The organism is Virgibacillus doumboii, assembly GCF_902806455.1.
Lineage (GTDB): Bacteria > Bacillota > Bacilli > Bacillales > Amphibacillaceae > Lentibacillus > Lentibacillus doumboii.
In genome coordinates, this window is sequence record NZ_CADCWQ010000001.1 from 413,721 (window position 1) to 434,299 (window position 20,579).

Sequence of the window (20,579 nt, forward strand, 5' to 3'; positions counted from 1 at the left end):
ATGAACCAAACGAACGAATCTCGTGCAGTCTACTCTCCGACCAATGTACCTGATGAATGGTTTAAATGGAAGGAAAAAGAACGTGGGGCAGCGGAAACCGTAGCAAGACCATCCCTTTCCTACTGGCAGGACGCGTGGAAGCGCCTCAGGAAAAACAAAATAGCGATGTCAGGGCTGATTTTTTTAATTTTGTTAGGCGTTATGGCGATTATCGGCCCAATGCTGTCACCGTACTCTGTAGGGGCACAGGATAGACCAAACCAGTTTCTGCCCCCATCAGCAGCACATTGGTTTGGCACTGATTCGCTTGGGCGCGATGTGTTTACCAGGACATGGTACGGTGCACGAATTTCGCTGACCGTCGGGCTGGTGGCTGCGTTAATCGATTTTTTTATCGGGGTTATTTATGGCGGCATTTCCGGTTATAAAGGCGGTCGAACGGATGAAATTATGATGCGCATTATTGAAGTGTTGTATGGGCTGCCATATTTGCTCGTTGTTATTTTACTGCTCGTTGTCCTGGGACCGAGCCTGTTTACCATTATTCTTGCGCTCTCCGTGACAGGGTGGGTCGGCATGGCCAGGATAGTCCGCGGCCAGGTTCTGCAAATTAAAAACTTTGAATTTGTTCTTGCATCCAAATCATTTGGGACAAAAACATGGCGGATTATCCGTAAAAATTTGCTGCCAAACACAATGGGTCCGATTATTGTTCAGATGACGTTAACGGTACCGACTGCTATCTTCGCGGAGGCGTTTCTGAGCTTTCTTGGGCTAGGAATCCAATCACCATACGCAAGCTGGGGTGTTATGGCAGATGATGCATTGGGGGCAATTTTATCCGGCTACTGGTGGACATTATTTTTCCCGGCTTTCTTTATTTCGTTTACGATGTTTGCTTTTAACGTACTAGGTGACGGGCTTCAGGATGCACTTGATCCGAAGCTGAGGAAGTAGGTGACATAGATGGAAAAAATTCTCGATGTTCGAGATCTGCACGTTACATTTTCTACATATGGCGGAACGGTCAAAGCGGTACGAGGGGTGAATTTTCATGTAAATAAAGGAGAAACCCTCGCGATTGTCGGTGAATCCGGATGCGGGAAAAGTGTTACATCCAACGCGATTATGCGTCTGATTCCCGATCCGCCTGGCAAAATTTCGAATGGAACGATCGAATTTAATGGAAAAGAACTGACCCGCCTTCCGGAAAAAGAAATGCGGTCGATCCGCGGCGTTGATATCTCCATGATTTTCCAGGATCCGATGACCGCATTAAATCCGACACTGACGATTGGAACTCAGTTAATTGAAGGACTGCAGCAGCATCATAAAACCTCACATGCTGACGCAAAAGAAAAAGCACTTGAAATGATGAAGCTGGTAGGTATTCCAAATCCCGAGGAACGATTTAAGCAATACCCACACCAGTTCAGCGGCGGGATGCGGCAGCGGATCGTCATTGCGATTGCATTAATTTGTGAGCCGGAACTGCTCATTGCCGACGAACCGACAACCGCGCTTGATGTAACGATCCAGGCACAAATCCTTGAGCTGTTTGGCAAAATTCAGGAACAAACGGGGGTATCGATTATTTTGATTACACACGATTTGGGGGTGGTTGCCAAAATTGCCAATCGGATTGCCGTCATGTATGCAGGAAAGATTGTTGAAGTTGGCACAAGAAGGGAGATTTTTTACAATCCGGAACACCCCTATACAAAAGGGTTATTAAAATCGGTTCCGCGCCTCGATGTGAAAGGGGAAAAATTAACCCCGATTGCCGGAACACCACCAGATTTATTCTCACCTCCACAGGGTTGTCCTTTTGCAGCAAGATGCCCATTTGTCATGGAGGTGTGTGATAAAGTTTACCCTGCTCATACCGAGCTCAGTGAGTCCCATCAAGTGGATTGCTGGCTGCAGGATGAACGGGCAAAACAGCTTTTGAAAAGCACAACAGCAAACTAATGACAAGGGGGAAGTAAAAGAATGAAGAAATGGCTTTTGTTACTCATTTCTATTTTAACCATCATTGCGCTGGCAGCATGTACAACGACCGGTGGCGGTGAAGAGGGCAGTGAAGATGGAAAAAACTCAGGATCAGACAATACGGAAGAAAAGGTATTACGCATGAACAATGGGGAAGAACCGACGTCACTAAACCCGCCGATTGGGTTTGATACGGTCTCATGGAATGCCCTGAACAACCTGATGGAAGGTCTCACACGTTTAGGAAAAAATGATAAGCCACAGCCGGCAATCGCCGAAGACTGGGACATTTCCGAGGATGGGAAAACATACACATTCTATCTTCGGGATAATGCAAACTGGTCAAACGGTGATCCGGTAACCGCCCAGGACTTTGTGTACGCCTGGAAACAGCTTTTGAATCCTGAAACAGGGGCAGCACCAGCATTTTTAGGTTATTTTATTGAAGGCGGCGAAGCGTATAACACCGGTGAAGGTTCAGCAGATGATGTAGCGGTAAAAGCAGTGGACGACAAAACATTTGAAGTAACACTTAAAGCACCGACAGGATTTTTCCTGCACGTAATCACAAACCCGGCATTTTTCCCGGTTAACGCAGAAGTTGCCAAGGAAAATCCGGAATGGCATACCGAAGCAGATACGTTTGTTGCCAACGGTCCATTCAAACTCGAATCGTGGAAGCATGAAAGTGAAATGGTCATGGTGAAGAATGATCAATACTGGGATAAAGATGCAGTAAATCTTGATAAAATTCACTGGGCAATGGTCAATGATCCAAACACGGAATACCAGATGTTTGAAAGCGGCGAGCTTGATATGACCGGAATCCCGTCTGACATGGCTGATCAGCTGATTGATGGGGAGAATGTCGTAATCGAAGAACAGGCGGGATTATATTTTTACCGCTTTAATGTAAACAAAGAACCATTCACGAATAAGAAAATCCGCAAAGCATTCGCACTGGCAATCAACCAGCAGGATATCGTTGATTACGTAACGAAGAATAAAGAAGAGGCAGCAAAAGGGTTTGTATCACCAGGTTTTGTCGGACCGAATGGCAAGGACTTCCGCGAAGTAAATGGCGACCTTGTGCAGTTCGATCCGGAGAAGGCAAAAAAATTACTGGAAGAAGGTATGGCCGAAGAAGGCTATGATAAGCTGCCGGAAGTGACCCTGTCATATAATACAAGTGAATCACACAAAGCAATCGCCGAAACGATGCAGGATATGTACAAAACAAACCTCGGTGTTGATGTGACACTGGAAAATACTGAATGGAACGTCTTCCTGGAAGCACAAAAAGGTCTTGAGCACCAGCTTTCACGAAGCTCATTTATCTTTGACTACGGCGACCCGGTCAACTTCCTGGAAAGCTTTATCACAGGCTCCACCATGAACCGCACCGGATGGTCAAACGAGGAATACGACAAACTGATTTCCCAGGCCAAACAGGAAACAGACGAACAAAAACGCTGGGAAATGATGTATGAAGCTGAAAAACTGCTGGCTGAAGAAATGCCTATATTCCCGATTCATTATTATAACCAGGTCTTCATATATAAGGATTATGTGAAGGGTGTTGTGCGCCACCCGGTTGGGTATGTTGAGCTGAAGTGGGCGGATGTGGAGTAGCGGGATTTAGGAGCCCGGTGCGGAAGCGCATTAAAATTCATGTGCGGATTAGCATCAAAACGAGCGAGATTGCACCCACTTGCGCGACAATACGCCCAACTCGCGCAATAACCGGGCCAACTCGCGCGACAACACACACACTTGCGCAATAACCGGGTTTACTCGCGCGACACACGCACCCACTCGCGCGACACCGCACCCACTCGCGCGACACCGCACAAACTCGCGCGACACCGCATCCATTTATAAAGAAGGAATGGCTCACGACAAGGCCAGTCCTTCTTTCCACATTTTTATCAATATAGAAAAGAGGGTTAGTCATGATGAAACCGCAACACCTGAAGACTGGCGATACGATTGGGATTATTGCTCCGGCAAGCCCTATCAGGATGGAACGCCTTAATCGCGCCATTCCTTTTTTTAAAAACATGGGACTAAATATAAAGCTCGGCAGACACATTAATCAAGTCCACGGTTATTTAGCAGGAACAGATGAACAGCGCCTGGCCGATTTTCATTATATGGTTGCCGATCCCAATATTAAGGCGATTTTTTTCGCCCGGGGTGGTTATGGCACAGGGAGAATTGCTGATGATATTGATTACCATCTGATCAGACAGAACCCTAAAATTATGTGGGGGTACAGCGACATTACTTATTTACATACAGCAATACGGCAGGAAACAGGCCTCATCACTTTCCATGGGCCAATGCCTGCATCCGATATTGCGGATGATGATTTCGATCAGTTATCCGCCCAATTATTTCAGCAGCTGTTCAGACCCGCTAAACTAACCTACACCGAAGCTATTTCGCCGCTAAACGAGATAAATTCAGGCGAAGCGGCAGGGGAGTTGGTTGGCGGCAACTTGTCATTACTGGTCAGCACACTTGGCACCGACTACGAGCTGGATACAAACGGAAAACTTCTTTTACTGGAGGATATTGGCGAGGAGCCTTACCGGGTCGATGCAATGCTCAATCAACTGAAGCTAGCTGGTAAGTTACATGAAGCAACAGGCATTATTGTCGGTGATTTTGCCAAGGCCGAACCGATAAAAGAAAAGCCGTCCCTGACATTGGAACAGGTTTTTCATCATTATTTTGCCGACTTGCCGTGTCCAGTTCTGTCAGGATTTAAAATTGGCCACTGCTTCCCGCATTTTTGCGTGCCCCTCGGTGCAGCGGCTGAATTGTCTTCGGTAAATAAATCATTGACTATCGAAGCGGGAGTGAAGTAACCAGATTGCTAAGCTTATTTTTATAATGCATAAAAGATATAACCTGCTTAACTACTATGAAAAAGTTTCATGCTCCCAGAAAAGATTGCTATCGGGCTGCAGGGTCTCACCGATGTCTTAGCTACCATTAGAAGGAAGGCCGACTAAAAGCGGGCATCAGCATACCCTAATTAAGGTGTATGTATTCCTCTCTGCTTAAATTTGCTATTGTTGGATTAGAGATTATCGTGAAGAACCCTCTCACGAAGAAAAGGAGACCGAATTAAGCTAGGAATCCTCGTGAGGAACGCTCTCACGAAGAAAAGAAGACCGATTTAAGCTGGGAATCCTCGTGAGGAACGCTCTCACGAAGAAAAGAAGACCGAATTAAGCTAGGAATCCTCGTGAAGAACCCTCTCACGAAGAAAAGGAGACCGAATTAAGCTAGGAATCCTCGTGAGGAACGCTCTCACGAAGAAAAGGAGTCCAATTTAAACTAGAAATCCCCATGAGGAGCGTTCCCTCTATGAAAAAGAGATTGATTTAGGCTAGCCATAGTATCATTCTGCTATAGATACCCCGAAATAATGTAAAGGGTGCGTGTTCTTAGTATGAATAGGATAAACGAAAATCGAAATAGGCTTATATAAGGTTGCAGTGACCAAATAAGAAATGAAAATCCCGGTACAAAATTGCTTTTTTCAGGAGGTCATACAGAAACTATGGCTAGGAAAGCTTTCCAGTTGCGTGGTCAGAGAGTCTCGCCAACTGTTACTAATCAGATTTATTTTTAGTTCGTATTTAGTGTCAACTACGAAGTGAAAAGAGCATCAAAACTTACAAAAAGAAACTTCTACAACCATAAGGGGGAACATAACATGACTGAACAAACGTTTGAACAATTTTCCGATGAACTGTGGGTTGCCGCCGTACAGGTCGCGACAGTGTGGACATCGCCATCATCTGCCCGTGAACTGGATACCCCAAGCCTAACCAACCCAACAGACATCGATAAATGGATTGCAGGTCTCACATACGAAACAAATGTGGCGCTGTGTGATGAAAACCGTGTGCAGACGCAACTACTGTACGGTGAGCCGGTAATCGTAACCGACATAAAAGATGACTGGGCACACGTTGTCATTCCATCACAGCCTTCCAAAAAGGATGGGCGCGGGTATCCGGGCTGGGTTCCATTAAGGCAGCTTAAAAAAGAACGCACACAGGACTGGCTCACGGATTACGCAGCTGCAGTAACCAGTGACAAAACATGGCTCCAGACAGAATCCGGTGACAACGTTATCAAACTGAGCTACATGTCGACGTTGCCGGTAATCGCGGAGCATCCTGATCAAATAGAAGTCCACACCCCGGACGGCGCACTTTTTTTACCAAAATCAGCAGCGATGACCTACCAGACCGACAAAGGACCCGCCAAGCATCCCGGCACCAAAATCGTCAACGATGCCGAACAATTCCTCGGACTCGATTATTTCTGGGGCGGCATGAGTGCGTTCGGATATGATTGTTCCGGATTCGTCTACAACATGCATAAAGCTAACGGATACGTGATTCCGCGTGACGCCGGTGACCAGGCACAATCTGGCAAAAAAATCCCCTACGACCAGCTCGAACCGGGCGACTTGATTTTTTTTGCCTATGAAGAGGGGAAAGGCAGACTGCACCATGTCGGATTCTATTATGGTAACGGAAAAATGCTCCACTCCCCGCAAACAGGAAAAGGAATTGAAATGATCGACATAAAAGGAACCAAGTACGAAAAAGAGCTTTGTGCGGCCACACGCTACTGGCAGCAAATGGGGGAAAAAAACAATGGATGATAAAATTTTGCAAATCAGCGGGCTTCGCAAATATTTTAATATGGGAAAAGGTCGAACCCTTCAGGCTGTCAATGATGTCACGTTTCATGTCAATAAAGGGGAAACATTCGGTCTTGTCGGCGAATCTGGCTGCGGGAAAACGACGATTGGCCGCACAATTATGGGACTTTATGACAAAACAGCTGGCGATGTTATTTACGACGGCAGGAACGTTCATGACCTTGATGACAAGGAGCGGTTTAAATTCTACCGCAGCATGCAAATGATTTTTCAGGACCCGTATGCGTCGCTGAATCCACGGTCAACGGTTAAAGAAGTTATCGCCGAGCCGATGGAAGTCCATGGCATGTTTCCAAAAAAGAAGGAGCAGCTTGACCGCGTTTATCAGTTGTTGGAGGAAGTTGGTTTAAACCGGGAGCACGCCAATCGTTATCCACACGAATTCAGCGGTGGACAGCGTCAGCGGATCGGCATCGCCCGTGCGTTGGCACTCGACCCGGATTTCATCATTGCCGATGAACCAATCTCAGCACTGGATGTGTCCGTCCAGGCCCAGGTCGTCAATTTATTAAAAGAATTACAGGATGAAAAGGGACTGACCTTCTTATTTATCGCCCATGATCTGTCAATGGTCAAGCAGATTTCCGACCGGATTGGTGTCATGTATTTGGGAAACATGGCCGAACTGACGACGAGCGACGCACTCTATGAAAACCCGCTCCATCCATATACACAAGCTCTATTATCCGCGATTCCGATTCCCGACCCGGATATCGAGGATTCAAGAGAGCGGATAATTCTCGATGGCGATTTGCCGAGTCCAGTCAATCCGCCAAGCGGGTGCGTGTTCCGTACCCGCTGTCCAATGGCAATGGAAGTTTGTTCAGTAAAGACACCCCAATGGCAGGAAGTTGAAAAAGATCATTACGTTGCCTGTCACCTGTACGATGAGACATTGGAGGAGAGTGAGCGCCAGTCCGTTAAAAATAATAGAGTCATCGAGGAACCTGTGCACGAATAATACTGCACAGGTTTTTTAAATCTCTGGTTCTATTGTTTTCATTACCATAATAAATTTAATAGTAGGAATGCTAGAAAGGCTCACAACATAAACATGATGGTAAGGAGGCAGGTAATGAATAACAATAAAAATCTACCCAAAGCATGGAAAAAGAAAAAGCAGTCAAAAGGCGAAAAAATGCACTTACTCCAAAAAAATAAACGACCAGTCAACCTTAATAGCTCATCCGCATCATGGAAAATACTGGGGATTGTATTTCTGGCAAGCTTAATAACAATCATTCTAGTCATTCCGTCAGTAATCGTTGTCCCGTATGTTTCGGATGATAAACAGCAGGATGTGACAGAGGAAAAAGAATCCGGCAGTCAAGTCGAGATTGCTATGGGGGATTCACCGTTTTCTGTCGCGGTAATGCGGTCGGACACCGAAAAAGTCGAAAATGTTCCCCTTGAAACGTATGTCGCACGGGTTGTAGCCTCTGAAACACCGGCAGAGTTTGAAATGGAAGCACTAAAAGCCCAGGCGCTTGCTGCCAGAACATATATTGTCAACCGCATGCTGCATCAGGGTGATTCAAAAAAACCGGATGTGGGGGATACCATATATGACCAGGTCTACCACAATAAACAGGAACTGCAGGAAATAAAGGGTGATAAATACGAAGAGGAAATGAGCAAAATCAAAAAGGCAGTCGCTGCAACTAAAGGAGAAATAGTAACCTATGAAAGTGCACCAATCACGCCGGCATTTTTTTCAACAAGTAACGGATACACCGAAAACTCGGAGGATTACTGGAAAAACAAGGTCCCTTATTTGCGCAGTGTGAAAAGCCCCTGGGATGTTGATACACCAAAATACCTTGACCAGAAAATATTCACAATCGGGGAAGTGGAGGAAAAGCTTCAGGTTGACCTGCCAAATCAGAAAACACTTGCAATGGAAATTACACGGACAGAAGGGAAACGGGTGGATCAATTAAAAGTAGCTGACAAAACATATTCAGGCCGAAAAGTGCGTGAGAAGCTGAAACTGCGTTCAAGTGATTTCACCATTGAACAGAAAAACAACCATCTGATTTTTACAACAGAAGGCTACGGCCATGGAATCGGCATGAGTCAATATGGCGCAAACGGCATGGCGAAAGCAGGAAAAAGTTATAAGGATATTGTTAAGCATTATTATCAAGGTGTGGAAGTCAGCACCTTGAATGATACCGCACCGACACTGGTTGCAAAATAAATGCAAAAGCCCTGAGCTTATTTCGCTCAGGGCTTTTGCCGGTTCATGGATGCGGTTCATGGGGACAGGCACCGCGGTCCAGCCTGCAAATCTGTCAGCCAGCCTAACCGTTTCTCCAGTTGCCAACATCCCTGTCCTCTTGGTCCAAATGCTTAATTTTCCCTCTATCAGCCAAAAAATACATAAAAAGTGGAAATTTTTTTTATAAAATGTATATATTTTGACTTTTCTGCTCAGAATGGTTGTTGAGGTGATGACATTATGAAAGAAGAAAACAATGGTACTCCAAAAAATAAGTGGAGTCGCATTTTCCGCAAGAAGTGGTTTTTTCCAGCAGTGTACCTGACGATTGCTGCGCTTCTTCTATCGGTGGTGATTTGGTATCAGAACCTGGACAACCAGATTCAGGAAACAGGTGATGAGCCAGTTTCAGATAACTACTCACCAGAAGAGTTCGATCAAGATGCGCAACCCGTTATGGACCAGCAGGAAGTCATTAAGATGCCTGTCGTTGATCAGGAACAAGCAGAAATCGTAACTAAATTTTATGATTACAACGCAGATCAGAAGGATAAAGAAAGTGCATTGATCCTTTATAACAACCGATTCTATCAAAGTACAGGTATTGACATCGCACATGCTGATGGTGAAACGTTTGATGTATTGGCATCGCTGAGCGGAACCGTTGAAGAGGTAAAAGAAGATCCGCTGTACGGCAATGTCGTTACATTATCACACGGAAACGATGTGGTAACGTACTACGCAAGCATGGGAGAAGTTAATGTCAAAGATGGTGACAAGGTTCAGCAAGGCGACGTTCTTGGTACTGCCGGCGAAAGCATCTTTGGCAAGGATAACGGTACACACGTCCATTTCGAAATCAGGAAAAATGGTGACGAAGTAAATCCGGAAGAATTTTTCAATCAGCCGGTAAGCGCACTTGGTGAAGCATCTTCAGAAAGTGAAAGCACTGAATCTGAAAGCACTGAGTCTGAAGGTACCGAATCTGAAGGCACTGAAGAAGGAAACACAGACGAATCCAGTGATGCGGAAAGTGAAGATGCAAACTCGGATCAATCCGGCAATACAACAGAAGATCCAAACCAGCAACAAGAGAGCGATGACACAAGTCAGGACGACACAAGTCAGGATGAGCAATCAGATGAAAATTCAGACGGTGGCACAACCGATTCATCTGACACATCCGGAAATGCATAATCTGCTGGTATAACGCCCTAGTAATTTTACTAGGGTTATTTTTTTTGCATTTAAACCATTGCATCGGACATATGTCCTCGTACAACTTCAGAAACGGTGGTATGTTGGAAAATACAGATTGTTAGGAATTCAATGCCATTTTTTAACTTTATGCAGAAATTGTCGAACGATTAAGGTTTTTTTTTCTGAAATGTATGGTAATATATCAAGTAATAGTTAATTTTGTTGAAAAATGACGGGAATTGTAGGAAAAAAGTCCTAGATTCCTAACAATCGGTGGCATTGCTTAATAGTAGAAAGGAGCGGCGACATCAATGCACTTTTCAAAAGCAGATTTAATGCCCGATTCGATGATTACAATCTCAAATAACGACAGACTGACACTGGGACAGGTTGCACAAATGCTTTCCTATGAACATGAGGTACAGACCGCTAAAGAGTTGACGCGGAAATTTTGCCTGCAATCAAGTTCCGATGAAGTCCAAAAAACAGGCATGGAATTTTTGTACATGAATGGGTATTACGAGGATCTGGAACTGTTAATTAAAAAGAATAAGGAATCGATCAATCGCTCTAACCAGAAGTGGGCGAAGGTTTATCAGGTGACAATGGACCGAAAGCTTAATCGGTATCCACTTAACGAGTTGTTAATGCGAGCGGAAAGAATCAAAACGGATGACCCCGCACTGAAAATCGTCATTGAATTTATTAAAATATCAATTTATTACAGTCTGAGCGAATATGGCAAACTCGGTAATTTTCTGGAAAAACAGCAAAGACTTTTCGAAAAGGTGGAAGATCAATATCTTCTGTCGTTTTACAATTTGCGTTTATATCAAAACTTATTTATGTACTATTTGGTCCGAAATGAAGTGATTATGGCGAGAAAGTATGCATTTCGTATGTTAAACCAATCGACTAACCCGGATACAATATCCAGGACGCATATAAATCTTGGGTTATCCTACTTGTTTGATACGTATTATCAGGCGATGTATCACATGACCGAAGCTCTGAAAATATCCGAAAAATTTAATTTACATCGTAGGATGAAATGTATGAAGCAAAATAATATCCCTTTTATATCGGCCCATTTCAAAAATGTCGATGGCATAACTTCAACAGATAAAAGTGAACAGGCACATCTTGAAATCGCAAAAGGGAATTTTCGGCAAGCGGAGGCCATTCTGGATGAAATACCGATCAACAGTCCATATCGAATCTATTATTTGGGAATGGCCAAACAGGATAAAAGCATACTACTGCAAGCTTATAACAATTTCATCGAACAGCGAAGCGATTACTTCTTCAGCAGACTGCCACTTAATGCACTTAAACAATTAGGTGCCTGACCTCGTGAAAACGGGACGAGTGATAAGTCCCTTTCCAATATTTGTATAAAATAGGGTTGTACTTTCTGAACTTTTACATGTAAAAATGTGGAAAGGAGGTATAATATGAAAAAATTAATGGCTGTATTAGGCATCACCGCGCTATTGATGATGGGCTCCATAACTGTGTCAGCAGAAACAGAGGGGCCATTGCTGCAAGTACTAGATCCAATACCAGGTGAACCAGATTAATACAGAACTTTTGTAGCGAAATTTTTTCAAATTATCCTAGATAAAGAAGCAATTACCGAAGAAACATTTTTACTTCTATTTAATAAGTGAAGTTCAACCCTATTTTTTCTTTTTTATCTTAATGCAAGGTTCACTACCAGTACAAATGACAGGCAAACGACGCGACTGTCAAATAATACTTCCCGCACTTTATATACAAGTTCACTTCCAATTCAAATACCAGACTACCCCTATCCAAGAAAAATACTTCTTGTCCCTATTTCCTAAAGATGTAATTTTAATCATAATCATCTCAGTAAAGTAATAAAATGTTACAAACCAAGCAAACAGAAAAGTCTGAGGTGAGAGCTTGTGTAGCTTTCCATCCATCCATTTCACCCGTAACCCGTTTACATACAAAAAAACCATATGTTTCAATCAACCAAAATGACTGCCAGGCTGCACAGCATGAAATGACCAGTAGATAAGTGAGCAGCACTGTAAATGTATCACCTTGTCTCTAACCGCACCTCGGAAATACCAACATAGGGAGGCGAACGGTGTGCACGATTACATCAAAGAAAGGACTATCAGGATAGGTAAATATGTCATTGAGACGAGGAAAACCGTCCGAGTGATAGCAAAGGAATTTGGTGTTTCCAAAAGCACAGTCCACAAAGATTTAACAGAACGCTTACCAGAAATAAATCCGGAGCTCTACAACGAGGTGAAAAACGTACTCGAACACCACAAATCAATCCGCCATCTTCGCGGAGGCGAAGCAACCCGCAAAAAATACAGAATCGATCCAAAAGAAGACACAACAGCCAAACCAGTCGGATAACCAACCCTTGGAAGAAACGCAATTCTTATTTTTCTGCAGGGGAGGTGAGGAATGGAGTCTTACTGTTGGCCAAACTTCCCAACATAAAGGAGGTGGTGGCACGACCAACTGATATTCCCCAGCAACAATTATCCACATTGTGTCATTTCCAAAAACCCGGCTTATGTTGCCGGGTTTTTTGGTGTGGTGAGGTGGTGAACTAGCAATATTGTATGCCTAGGATAGTGGATATCAACCCGTAAGCGAATATATCGACCGGACAGCGAGGATATCAACCGGACGCCATATATATCAACCGGACAGCAAGGAAATCAACCCGTGAGTGAATATATCAACCGGATAGCGAGAATATCAACCCGACAGCAATTATATCGCCCCGAGACGATATGATTCAGCAGTAAAAATATAAGCATGAACGAAGAACTGTCTAAAGGGCAAAGTCATTCCTAGTCAATCTCTTTAGTGATATTTTTTATATATGGAAAAACAGAATCCTGAGGAAAATCACTTATTCTTGGGGAATGATATTTTCGCCCCTTGTTATCGCCTGTCACACTAAGGTCCATAGAATTCAAGCATACATTAGCTGTCCTCCCCGAACCAATCTGCAAGAGTTCTCTGCACTGGCGGTTCGTAATAGTGGTTCCATGAATAAGAAAATAATCGAGAATTTTCCGCACGTGAGCATCGAAGGAAATATGTTTGCACCGTGGACAGAGCCATTTTTTATATACACGCTGTAAGGGATAATGATTGCACACCGAACAGGCGATACCTTTGATGAAGTGCTTATCTTCTAAATTAAAGTTATTGAGCGGGTTTGAGCGAAGCGGTGTATTCGCCCTTAGAAGGGAACTTTGGATTTTTTTCAGAGCTGGAAACGTAAGATGTTCCCTAGTGTATTTATTGTTCAGTTTATCCAAATGCTGGTGCAAACTTTCGGTGTGAATAATCTTTTCGTAGACATATGGATCTTGATGGAAATTTTCGAAAATAGTTGTGGGGTAAGCGATCACGACAACGGTTTCAATCGGTATGCCATATATACCTTTACTCTCCAGCAACATCTGCAGGTGACTTTTTTGAGCTTCAGCTTGCAATATAGGATCTTTGTAAGCAGTTGTTTCCCCCTTATATTCCTGAGTAAATTGATGCTGTTTTGAATCATATGTTACTTTTCCTTTGAGATTTTTGATTTCAAAAATGGAGAAGAACTTTCTTGTCGGTAGCAACGTGTCGGTTTGGAAATGAAACGGTGGATTTTCCAGGCGGATACCCTTTATAGGGAAGAAGTCCTTTTTATGAGGGTAGGTAGCAAGTTTGTAGTCAACATTGCATTCACCGTCATATCCGGCTTTTTCTTTTTTGTAACCGGAAATGATCGCGTTATTTTCGCGGTATTGTTCCTTGAGGTTCCTGAATAAAGCTTCATAAAATAGAAGCGCGTACGGTTTTTTTCTATTGTTGATGAACAGTGGAATCACTCCTTCTATGTATTTAATAATAATTTCGGCAAAAAAAGAGTAATTCCTGCATATAGATTTGAACATTCTGTGAACACCATAAACTTGGCAGGTTACATATCAACCCCATAACCGATATATCGACCCGAGGAGAAAAAAATCAACCCGACAGTGAATATATCAACCCGACAGTGACCATATCAACCGGACAGCGAAAAAATCAACCCGACGAAAGATATATCAACCCGAAAACAAATATATCAACCCGAGGAAAGAAGTATCAGCATCCCGACAGCACAACAAGACCTTGCCGATCAAAATCGAGTGGCCCCCACCCCCACCCCAAAAATTCCCGCTCACTTTTTTTCAAAATTTGCAGTTATATGTTGCATTTTGTGGTAAAATATAATATTAGTAGCATTGTGTTCTCTTACAGATGCGAGAAAGTTATTGTAGCAGGGAGGATCTTATTTCATGTTTTCTAGGGACATCGGAATCGACCTTGGAACCGCCAATGTGTTGATTCATGTAAAAGGAAAAGGAATTGTTTTGAATGAACCATCTGTTGTCGCAATGGATCGCAACACTGGCCGGGTGCTTGAGGTTGGCGAGGCTGCGCGGCGCATGGTTGGGCGTACACCAGGAAATATTGAGGCCATTCGCCCATTGAAAGATGGCGTGATTGCTGACTTTGATGTGACAGAAGCGATGTTAAAACACTTTATAAATAAAATTAATGTGAAAGGGTTTCTTTCCAAGCCGAGAATGCTGATTTGCTGCCCGACGAATATTACAAAAGTCGAGCAAAAAGCGATTAAGGAAGCGGCGGAGAAATCCGGCGGTAAGCGGGTTTATCTGGAAGAGGAGCCAAAAGTTGCGGCAGTTGGAGCCGGAATGGAAATTTATCAGCCGAGCGGTAATATGGTTGTTGATATCGGCGGTGGAACGACAGACGTAGCGGTTCTATCAATGGGGGATATCGTTACAGCCGAATCCGTCAAAATGGCCGGGGACAAATTTGATGTGGAAATTCTTCAATACATAAAGAAAGAATATAAACTGCTTATTGGAGAGCGTACGGCTGAGGATATCAAAATTAATGTAGCGACTGTATTCCCAAATTCGCGCAAGGAACAAATGGATATCCGCGGCCGTGACATGGTATCAGGCCTGCCGCGCACAATCACAGTTTACTCAGACGAGATTGAAAAAGCGCTGAGAGAGCCTGTATCCATGATTACGCAAGGTGCCAAGCAGGTTCTTGAGCGCACACCTCCAGAATTATCCGCAGACATTATTGACCGCGGGGTTATTTTGACAGGCGGCGGTGCAATGATTCATGGCATCGATCAGCTTCTGGCCGAAGAGCTGAAGGTACCTGTATTTCTGTCAGAGGAACCGATGAATTGTGTTGCTAAAGGTACAGGCATCATGCTGGAGAACATCGATAAAATTGAACGGAAAAAAATTGTCTAACTAAGAAATACCCTTATTTTTAAAAATAAAACATAACACTATATAACTTCTTGAGAAAATCACCTTTTAAGGGGGTTGAACGTCTTGCTAAGAGGTTTTTATACGGCAGCGAGCGGGATGGTTGCCCAGCAGCGCCGGCAGGAAGCTTTATCCAACAATATTGCCAACGCAAATACACCCGGCTATAAAGCGGATCAGCCGACATTGCGTGCATTTCCCGAGCTACTCATGTATCAGATGGGTGAAAAAAATATACCGACCACACGCGGGCTGAATTTACCAATCCAGGATCCGGTCGGGAGTCTGAATACCGGTGTTTATGTCCATGAAAACGTGCCGAATTACAGCCAAGGTGATGTCCGGCAAACAGGTATGCAAACTGATTTGGCACTTATAAATGGTGAGCTTCCGGATGAAACGGGTAGTCTTTTTTTCACGGTGCAAAGTGAAGCAGGTGAAGAACGTTATACACGAAACGGGAATTTTACCGTTGATGGACAGGGTTTTCTCGTAACGACGCAAGGGTATTACGTGCTTGACGCGGCAGGGAACCCGATTCAGACGAACGGAATGGAGTTCAATGTAACCGAAAACGGCATCTTACAGGCTGGCGGTGAGAATATCCAGCTTGGCATTGCATATACTGAAAATGCCAATCAACTTGAAAAAGAAGGAAATGGACTTTTCAATGGTGATGCCGGCGCTGTACCGGCCGGAGCAACGTTTTCCGTCAAACAAGGGGCGCTTGAGCGTTCCAACGTTGATGCCATCCAGTCCATGACACAAATGATGGAGTCATACCGGCTGTTTGAAACGAACCAGCGTGTATTGAAAGCATATGACGAAAGTTTGGGCAAAGCAGTCAATCAAATCGCCCGTCTGCGCTAGGAGGGATAACATGTCACGAACGATGATTCAAGCGGCAGTAACAATGAATCAGCTGCAAAATAAACTTGATGTGATTGGCAATAACATGGCAAACAGCCAAACGACCGGGTATAAAACACGTCAGGCGGATTTTGCTTCATTATTATTTCAGCAAATCGACAACATGACACATCCTGCCAATGCCGAGGGGCGCCTTACCCCTGATGGCGTGCGCGTTGGTTCAGGTGCCAAACTGGGATCCATCAACATTGACTTGACACCGGGGACGATTAAGGAAACAGACCGTACACTTGACACTGCCTTACTTGAAAAAAATCACCTGTTCCAGGTCCAGGTGACTGGAAATGGTGTTACGGAAACAAGGTACACCCGCGATGGTGCTTTTTATCTGAGCCCGATTAACAATAATCAGGACGTTATGCTGACAACAAAGGACGGCAATCCGGTAATCGGTGAAAACGGTCCGATTGTTATTGCGGAAGGATTTGATTCCATAAATATCAATCCAGATGGGCAAATAACCGTTACCCGTGGAAATGTAACCGAAGAATCTGGTAATCTAGCAATAGTAGAAGCGGTCCGTCCAAGATTATTGGAAGCGACAGGGGAAAATAACTTCCGTCTGCCAAACCTTGACGAGCTGGGATTCGAATTTGCCGAGATCATTCAGGGTGTGAATCCGAATGCAGATGTGTTGAAAAGTGGTGCGTTGGAACAGTCGAATGTTGATCTTGCCCAGCAAATGACGGACCTGATTAAAACACAGCGTTCGTATCAGTTCAATGCGCGAACCATTTCCATGAGCGATCAGATGGCGGGCCTCGTCAACCAGCTCAGGTAAGTAACAAAAGGATGTAAGGAGTAACATACCATGCCAACAAAAACGGATAAACCTGTTGAAGAAAAACAGACCAGAAACCAGGCTGCTGAAAAGAAAGAAAAGCAGACTGGAGGCGAGCAGACTGCTGTAAAAGAAAAAGAGCAAACTGCTAAGCCAAAGAAGCAGACCAGAAGCAAGAAAACTGCGGATCAGGATAAAGACTCCAGAAGCAAAAAGCAGGCTGCCGATCAGAAGAAAGAACTTCAACAGCAGAAAGAAAATGAACAAACAGATAAAGCAACCCGAAAAGAACAGAAGCGGAAGCGGAAAGAAGAAAAGCGAAAAAATAAAAAACCCCGTCGCCGCATCTTCCCGATATGGGCGCGAATCATTGTCGTTCTTGTCCTGTGCGTTGTTGCTTTGGCAGCCGGATTGATGGTTGGTTATGGCGTAATTGGTGAGGGCACCCCAAGTGACGCATTGGAGAAAGAAACATGGCAGCACATTATCGATATCGTAATCAAACGCGAACAATAAGCATGTCCCACTCGTGATGGGCGTGCTTTTTTTGCTATAATGATCATAAATGAATCGAACGAAGGAGAGATATGCATGGAAATCGAACAAATTAAAGAAACAATTCCACACCGCTACCCATTTTTACTCGTCGACAAAGTGACGGAAATAGAAGAAGGAAAACGAGTTGTTGCACTGAAAAATGTGACAGCGAATGAACCTTTTTTTCAGGGACATTTCCCGGATTATCCGGTTATGCCCGGCGTGCTGATTGTTGAAGCACTTGCACAAACGGGAGCAATTGCAGTTCTTGGTATTGAAGAAAATAAAGGTAAAATCGGTTTTCTGGCCGGATTGGATAAGTGCCGCTTTAAACGTCAGGTAAAGCCAGGCGATCAGCTCAAATTGGAAGTTGAAATAATCCGCATCAAAGGACCTGTCGGCAAAGGAAAAGGCGTTGCAACAGTTGATGGTGAAGTTGTCTGTGAAGGTGAAATCACATTTGCGATCAAATGAGCCAGAGGGACAGGGACGCTGGTTCACTCGTTTTAACGGCGATGAGACAAGGAGCCTGTCCCCGCGACTCAGACTCAAAGGATTCTCCGCACTTAGTATGTGGAGAATTTTTTTATGTATACCGCGAGCTTTTCGTCCGTTATTTTTTTCGAAAAAATAAGTATCACATTTCCAATTATGGTTAAGCTATGAGCGATAGTGAACTACTAAAGGAGGATATCTTCATGAAAAGAAGGAAAATGTTAATAAAATTCGGTGCGCCGGTTTTGGCACTGTCACTTGTAGCCGCATGCGGAAATGATGACCAGCAGGATCCGGTGGAAGAGGAAGCTCCGGCTGATGAACAAGCCCCTACGGAGGAAGATGCTCCGCTAAATCAGGAAGAGGATAATGGTGATATGAATGGCGGCGAGAATAATCAGGATGGAGACATGAACGACGGAAATGGCGACATGAATAATGATGATGGCACGAATGGCGGCAACGGTGAAAACGGCGGCAATCAGGATCAAAGCGGCAACGGTGGAACGGGCACCGATAATAACAATGACGAGGTCCTGGATGAAGAAAACAATAACCAATAGTTCACATCAACAGCAAAATCCCCTTAATCGTGAGGGGATTTTCGTTTCGCGTTTTTTTTGGAGTGGCTTTTTGTTCTTTTTAAAAGGCTCTTTTCGCAAAGGCTGTTGCTGTTATTCCACAGTTGACATAAACTGCGAACTAAAAATAATTCTGATTCGTTACAGTCAGCGGGAATCTCTGAACGCGCCTATAGCAACATGAAAGACTTGGGATATCCTAAGTCATCACCATTTTTAATCATGTAAGAGCACCTCACGATGATTACTCGGCCAAATGGTGCCCCTTTTCATCGATAGCGCTCGTCTCACGATGATTTCATGGTCAATTCGAGTCCTTTTTCATCGATAGAGTGCGTCTCACGATGATTTCATGGTCAATTCGAGTCCTTTTTCATCGATAGAGTGCGTCTCACGATGATTTCATGGTCAATTCGAGTCCTTTTTCATCGATAGCGCTCGTCTCACGATGGTTTCATAGCCAACTCGAGACCTTTTTCATCGTGAGAGCTTGTTCTTCTAGCTAGTTTGCAGTTTATAAAGATTGTTGAGTAAGGTTCCATTCTCTGAATGACACAAATAGCAACAATCATTTAGAAAACAGCTTTTTAAAAAAATCCCCTTTGAATTGCTCATTATTTCACAATCCATAAAGAACAGCAAAAATCCCCTGCCACAACAGAGGATTTTCAACCTACTATACTTTCATATCTACTGACCCACCAAGTGATGGGTGCGGTGCGGAAGCTGCTTGAGGCTGCTGCAGCATTTCGATTAACTGCTGGCCTTGCTGCTCCATGACACCTTTTACATTTTTCATGACGGCCAAGCTCGCATCAGCGCGAACCTGGCTTTGCGCCATGACCACAGACGCCGCTGCTACATCCATACACATGAGCCTCCTAATTCATAAGTATAGCCATTCATTTCTTTTATCGACAAAAATCGGCGAAATGTAAAACAGAATAGCTAATCCGCCCGAAACATAGTAAAATAGTCTTATACTTGACGGGGGGAAAGTTGATGGGGGATGGAAGGTCAGCAATATACATAATTACACAGCAAACGAAAGCAATTTTATCGAAGGACTCACCGTATTACCGGTCACTTATTATCGAAGGCCAGCGCGAACGGCATTCGACATACCGCCCGGAGCAAATTATTGACCATTCATGTATTCTTTACGGATCGACACTGGAAGGTCGCAGGAACGCGGTCAAAAGCACGTTAAAAATCTGCAGCAAGGTGCCGGTCCCGGTAATACCCGATAAAGGCGTCTACATGCTGCCAACATCGTCGACAAAAAATAAAGATTGCGTCTGGATTTCCTATTACCATATCGAGGACTACGAACAGCGTGATGACAAAACATATGTCACATTCGGCGATGGTACTGGCCTGTATGTAAACACATCCGAAAGTTCTTTTGATTTGCAGTACAAGCGGACAAGCCAGCTTATCGCCAGGCTGAACCGCTCCGCTTTTTTTCCAAAAAGAGAACCATGGAATTTGCTTTGAAATTGATTGTGACCACGGTGCTGAGGTGCTGTGGTTACAGTTTTTTTGGGGGAGGATAACGGTGAAGAGGCGCAACATCGGCAGAACAAGCAAACTCATCAATTACATCCTCGTAACCAACTCCTTGCCAAATTCCCCCCTCCCCATGTAAAATAGAAAAATGACTGACTGGTTAGTACACCACAAAAAATACATGAAACCCATCACCGATTAAGTCGTAATACAAAGCGGG

20 protein-coding genes are annotated in these 20,579 nt (G+C 44.1%); 18 read left to right on the forward strand and 2 right to left on the reverse strand.

The genetic code is table 11. The features are described 5' to 3' along the window. The 11 genes from G6R02_RS01965 (at position 1) to spoIIID (ending at position 12,569) form a co-directional block, all read left to right on the forward strand. Positions 1-957 carry an ABC transporter permease gene (locus tag G6R02_RS01965; protein ID WP_164667593.1) on the forward strand — a complete coding sequence of 319 codons (957 nt, stop codon included), beginning with the start codon at positions 1-3 and terminating at the stop codon, positions 955-957. A 9-nt stretch (positions 958-966) separates the two neighbouring features. Further along, positions 967-1,971: an ABC transporter ATP-binding protein gene (locus G6R02_RS01970; RefSeq protein ID WP_164667594.1), complete on the forward strand. Its 1,005-nt coding sequence runs from the start codon at positions 967-969 to the stop codon at positions 1,969-1,971. 21 nt (positions 1,972-1,992) lie between these two features. Continuing rightward, on the forward strand, positions 1,993-3,624 hold the full coding sequence (locus G6R02_RS01975; RefSeq protein ID WP_164667595.1) for a peptide ABC transporter substrate-binding protein: 1,632 nt from the start codon (positions 1,993-1,995) through the stop codon (positions 3,622-3,624). A 320-nt stretch (positions 3,625-3,944) separates the two neighbouring features. After that, positions 3,945-4,865, forward strand: a complete 921-nt coding sequence (locus G6R02_RS01980) for a S66 peptidase family protein (protein ID WP_164667596.1) — start codon at positions 3,945-3,947, stop codon at positions 4,863-4,865. A gap of 857 nt (positions 4,866-5,722) precedes the next feature. Further along, on the forward strand, positions 5,723-6,685 hold the full coding sequence (locus G6R02_RS01985; RefSeq protein ID WP_164667597.1) for a C40 family peptidase: 963 nt from the start codon (positions 5,723-5,725) through the stop codon (positions 6,683-6,685). Beyond that, positions 6,678-7,706 carry an ABC transporter ATP-binding protein gene (locus tag G6R02_RS01990; RefSeq protein WP_164667598.1) on the forward strand — a complete coding sequence of 343 codons (1,029 nt, stop codon included), beginning with the start codon at positions 6,678-6,680 and terminating at the stop codon, positions 7,704-7,706. The genes G6R02_RS01985 and G6R02_RS01990 overlap by 8 nt, the downstream gene beginning before the upstream one ends. A gap of 114 nt (positions 7,707-7,820) precedes the next feature. Beyond that, positions 7,821-8,945: a stage II sporulation protein D gene (spoIID, locus tag G6R02_RS01995; protein WP_164667599.1), complete on the forward strand. Its 1,125-nt coding sequence runs from the start codon at positions 7,821-7,823 to the stop codon at positions 8,943-8,945. 261 nt (positions 8,946-9,206) lie between these two features. Beyond that, on the forward strand, positions 9,207-10,163 hold the full coding sequence (gene spoIIQ, locus G6R02_RS02000; RefSeq protein WP_164667600.1) for a stage II sporulation protein SpoIIQ: 957 nt from the start codon (positions 9,207-9,209) through the stop codon (positions 10,161-10,163). Between the two features lie 314 nt (positions 10,164-10,477). Then, positions 10,478-11,515, forward strand: coding sequence for an AimR family lysis-lysogeny pheromone receptor (locus G6R02_RS02005; RefSeq protein WP_164667601.1), 1,038 nt, complete (start codon positions 10,478-10,480; stop codon positions 11,513-11,515). A 105-nt stretch (positions 11,516-11,620) separates the two neighbouring features. After that, positions 11,621-11,746: a hypothetical protein gene (locus G6R02_RS20215; RefSeq protein WP_281347083.1), complete on the forward strand. Its 126-nt coding sequence runs from the start codon at positions 11,621-11,623 to the stop codon at positions 11,744-11,746. 541 nt (positions 11,747-12,287) lie between these two features. After that, positions 12,288-12,569 (forward strand): sporulation transcriptional regulator SpoIIID, encoded by a 282-nt coding sequence (spoIIID, locus tag G6R02_RS02010; protein WP_164667602.1) that lies wholly within the window; start codon positions 12,288-12,290, stop codon positions 12,567-12,569. Between the two features lie 446 nt (positions 12,570-13,015). Here spoIIID and G6R02_RS02015 read toward each other — a convergent pair whose 3' ends face one another. Beyond that, positions 13,016-14,119 carry a nuclease-related domain-containing protein gene (locus tag G6R02_RS02015; RefSeq protein ID WP_164667603.1) on the reverse strand — a complete coding sequence of 368 codons (1,104 nt, stop codon included), beginning with the start codon at positions 14,117-14,119 and terminating at the stop codon, positions 13,016-13,018. 387 nt (positions 14,120-14,506) lie between these two features. Here G6R02_RS02015 and mreB point away from each other — a divergent pair, with 387 nt between their 5' ends. From mreB to G6R02_RS02045, 6 genes are all read left to right on the forward strand, one after another. Beyond that, entirely contained in the window at positions 14,507-15,508 is a 1,002-nt protein-coding gene (gene mreB, locus G6R02_RS02020; protein ID WP_164667604.1) for a rod shape-determining protein, read from the forward strand. An 84-nt stretch (positions 15,509-15,592) separates the two neighbouring features. Continuing rightward, positions 15,593-16,396, forward strand: coding sequence for a flagellar hook-basal body protein (locus tag G6R02_RS02025; RefSeq protein WP_164667605.1), 804 nt, complete (start codon positions 15,593-15,595; stop codon positions 16,394-16,396). A gap of 10 nt (positions 16,397-16,406) precedes the next feature. Next, positions 16,407-17,237, forward strand: a complete 831-nt coding sequence (locus tag G6R02_RS02030; protein ID WP_164667606.1) for a flagellar hook-basal body protein — start codon at positions 16,407-16,409, stop codon at positions 17,235-17,237. 30 nt (positions 17,238-17,267) lie between these two features. Next, positions 17,268-17,753, forward strand: coding sequence for a DNA-directed RNA polymerase subunit beta (locus G6R02_RS20310; protein WP_164667607.1), 486 nt, complete (start codon positions 17,268-17,270; stop codon positions 17,751-17,753). A gap of 75 nt (positions 17,754-17,828) precedes the next feature. Then, complete coding sequence (gene fabZ, locus G6R02_RS02040; RefSeq protein ID WP_164667608.1) at positions 17,829-18,248, forward strand: 3-hydroxyacyl-ACP dehydratase FabZ; 420 nt, start codon at positions 17,829-17,831, stop codon at positions 18,246-18,248. A 224-nt stretch (positions 18,249-18,472) separates the two neighbouring features. Then, a complete protein-coding gene (locus G6R02_RS02045) occupies positions 18,473-18,832 on the forward strand; it encodes a hypothetical protein (RefSeq protein WP_164667609.1) in 360 nt (119 codons plus the stop codon). Positions 18,833-19,526: 694 nt separating this feature from the next. Here G6R02_RS02045 and G6R02_RS02050 read toward each other — a convergent pair. Next, positions 19,527-19,724, reverse strand: coding sequence for a YjfB family protein (locus tag G6R02_RS02050; RefSeq protein WP_246202491.1), 198 nt, complete (start codon positions 19,722-19,724; stop codon positions 19,527-19,529). A gap of 128 nt (positions 19,725-19,852) precedes the next feature. On the opposite strand from G6R02_RS02050, the gene G6R02_RS02055 reads away from it, so the two are divergent. Then, positions 19,853-20,347, forward strand: a complete 495-nt coding sequence (locus G6R02_RS02055; RefSeq protein WP_246202492.1) for a competence protein ComK — start codon at positions 19,853-19,855, stop codon at positions 20,345-20,347. The last annotated feature ends 232 nt before the right edge of the window (positions 20,348-20,579 follow it).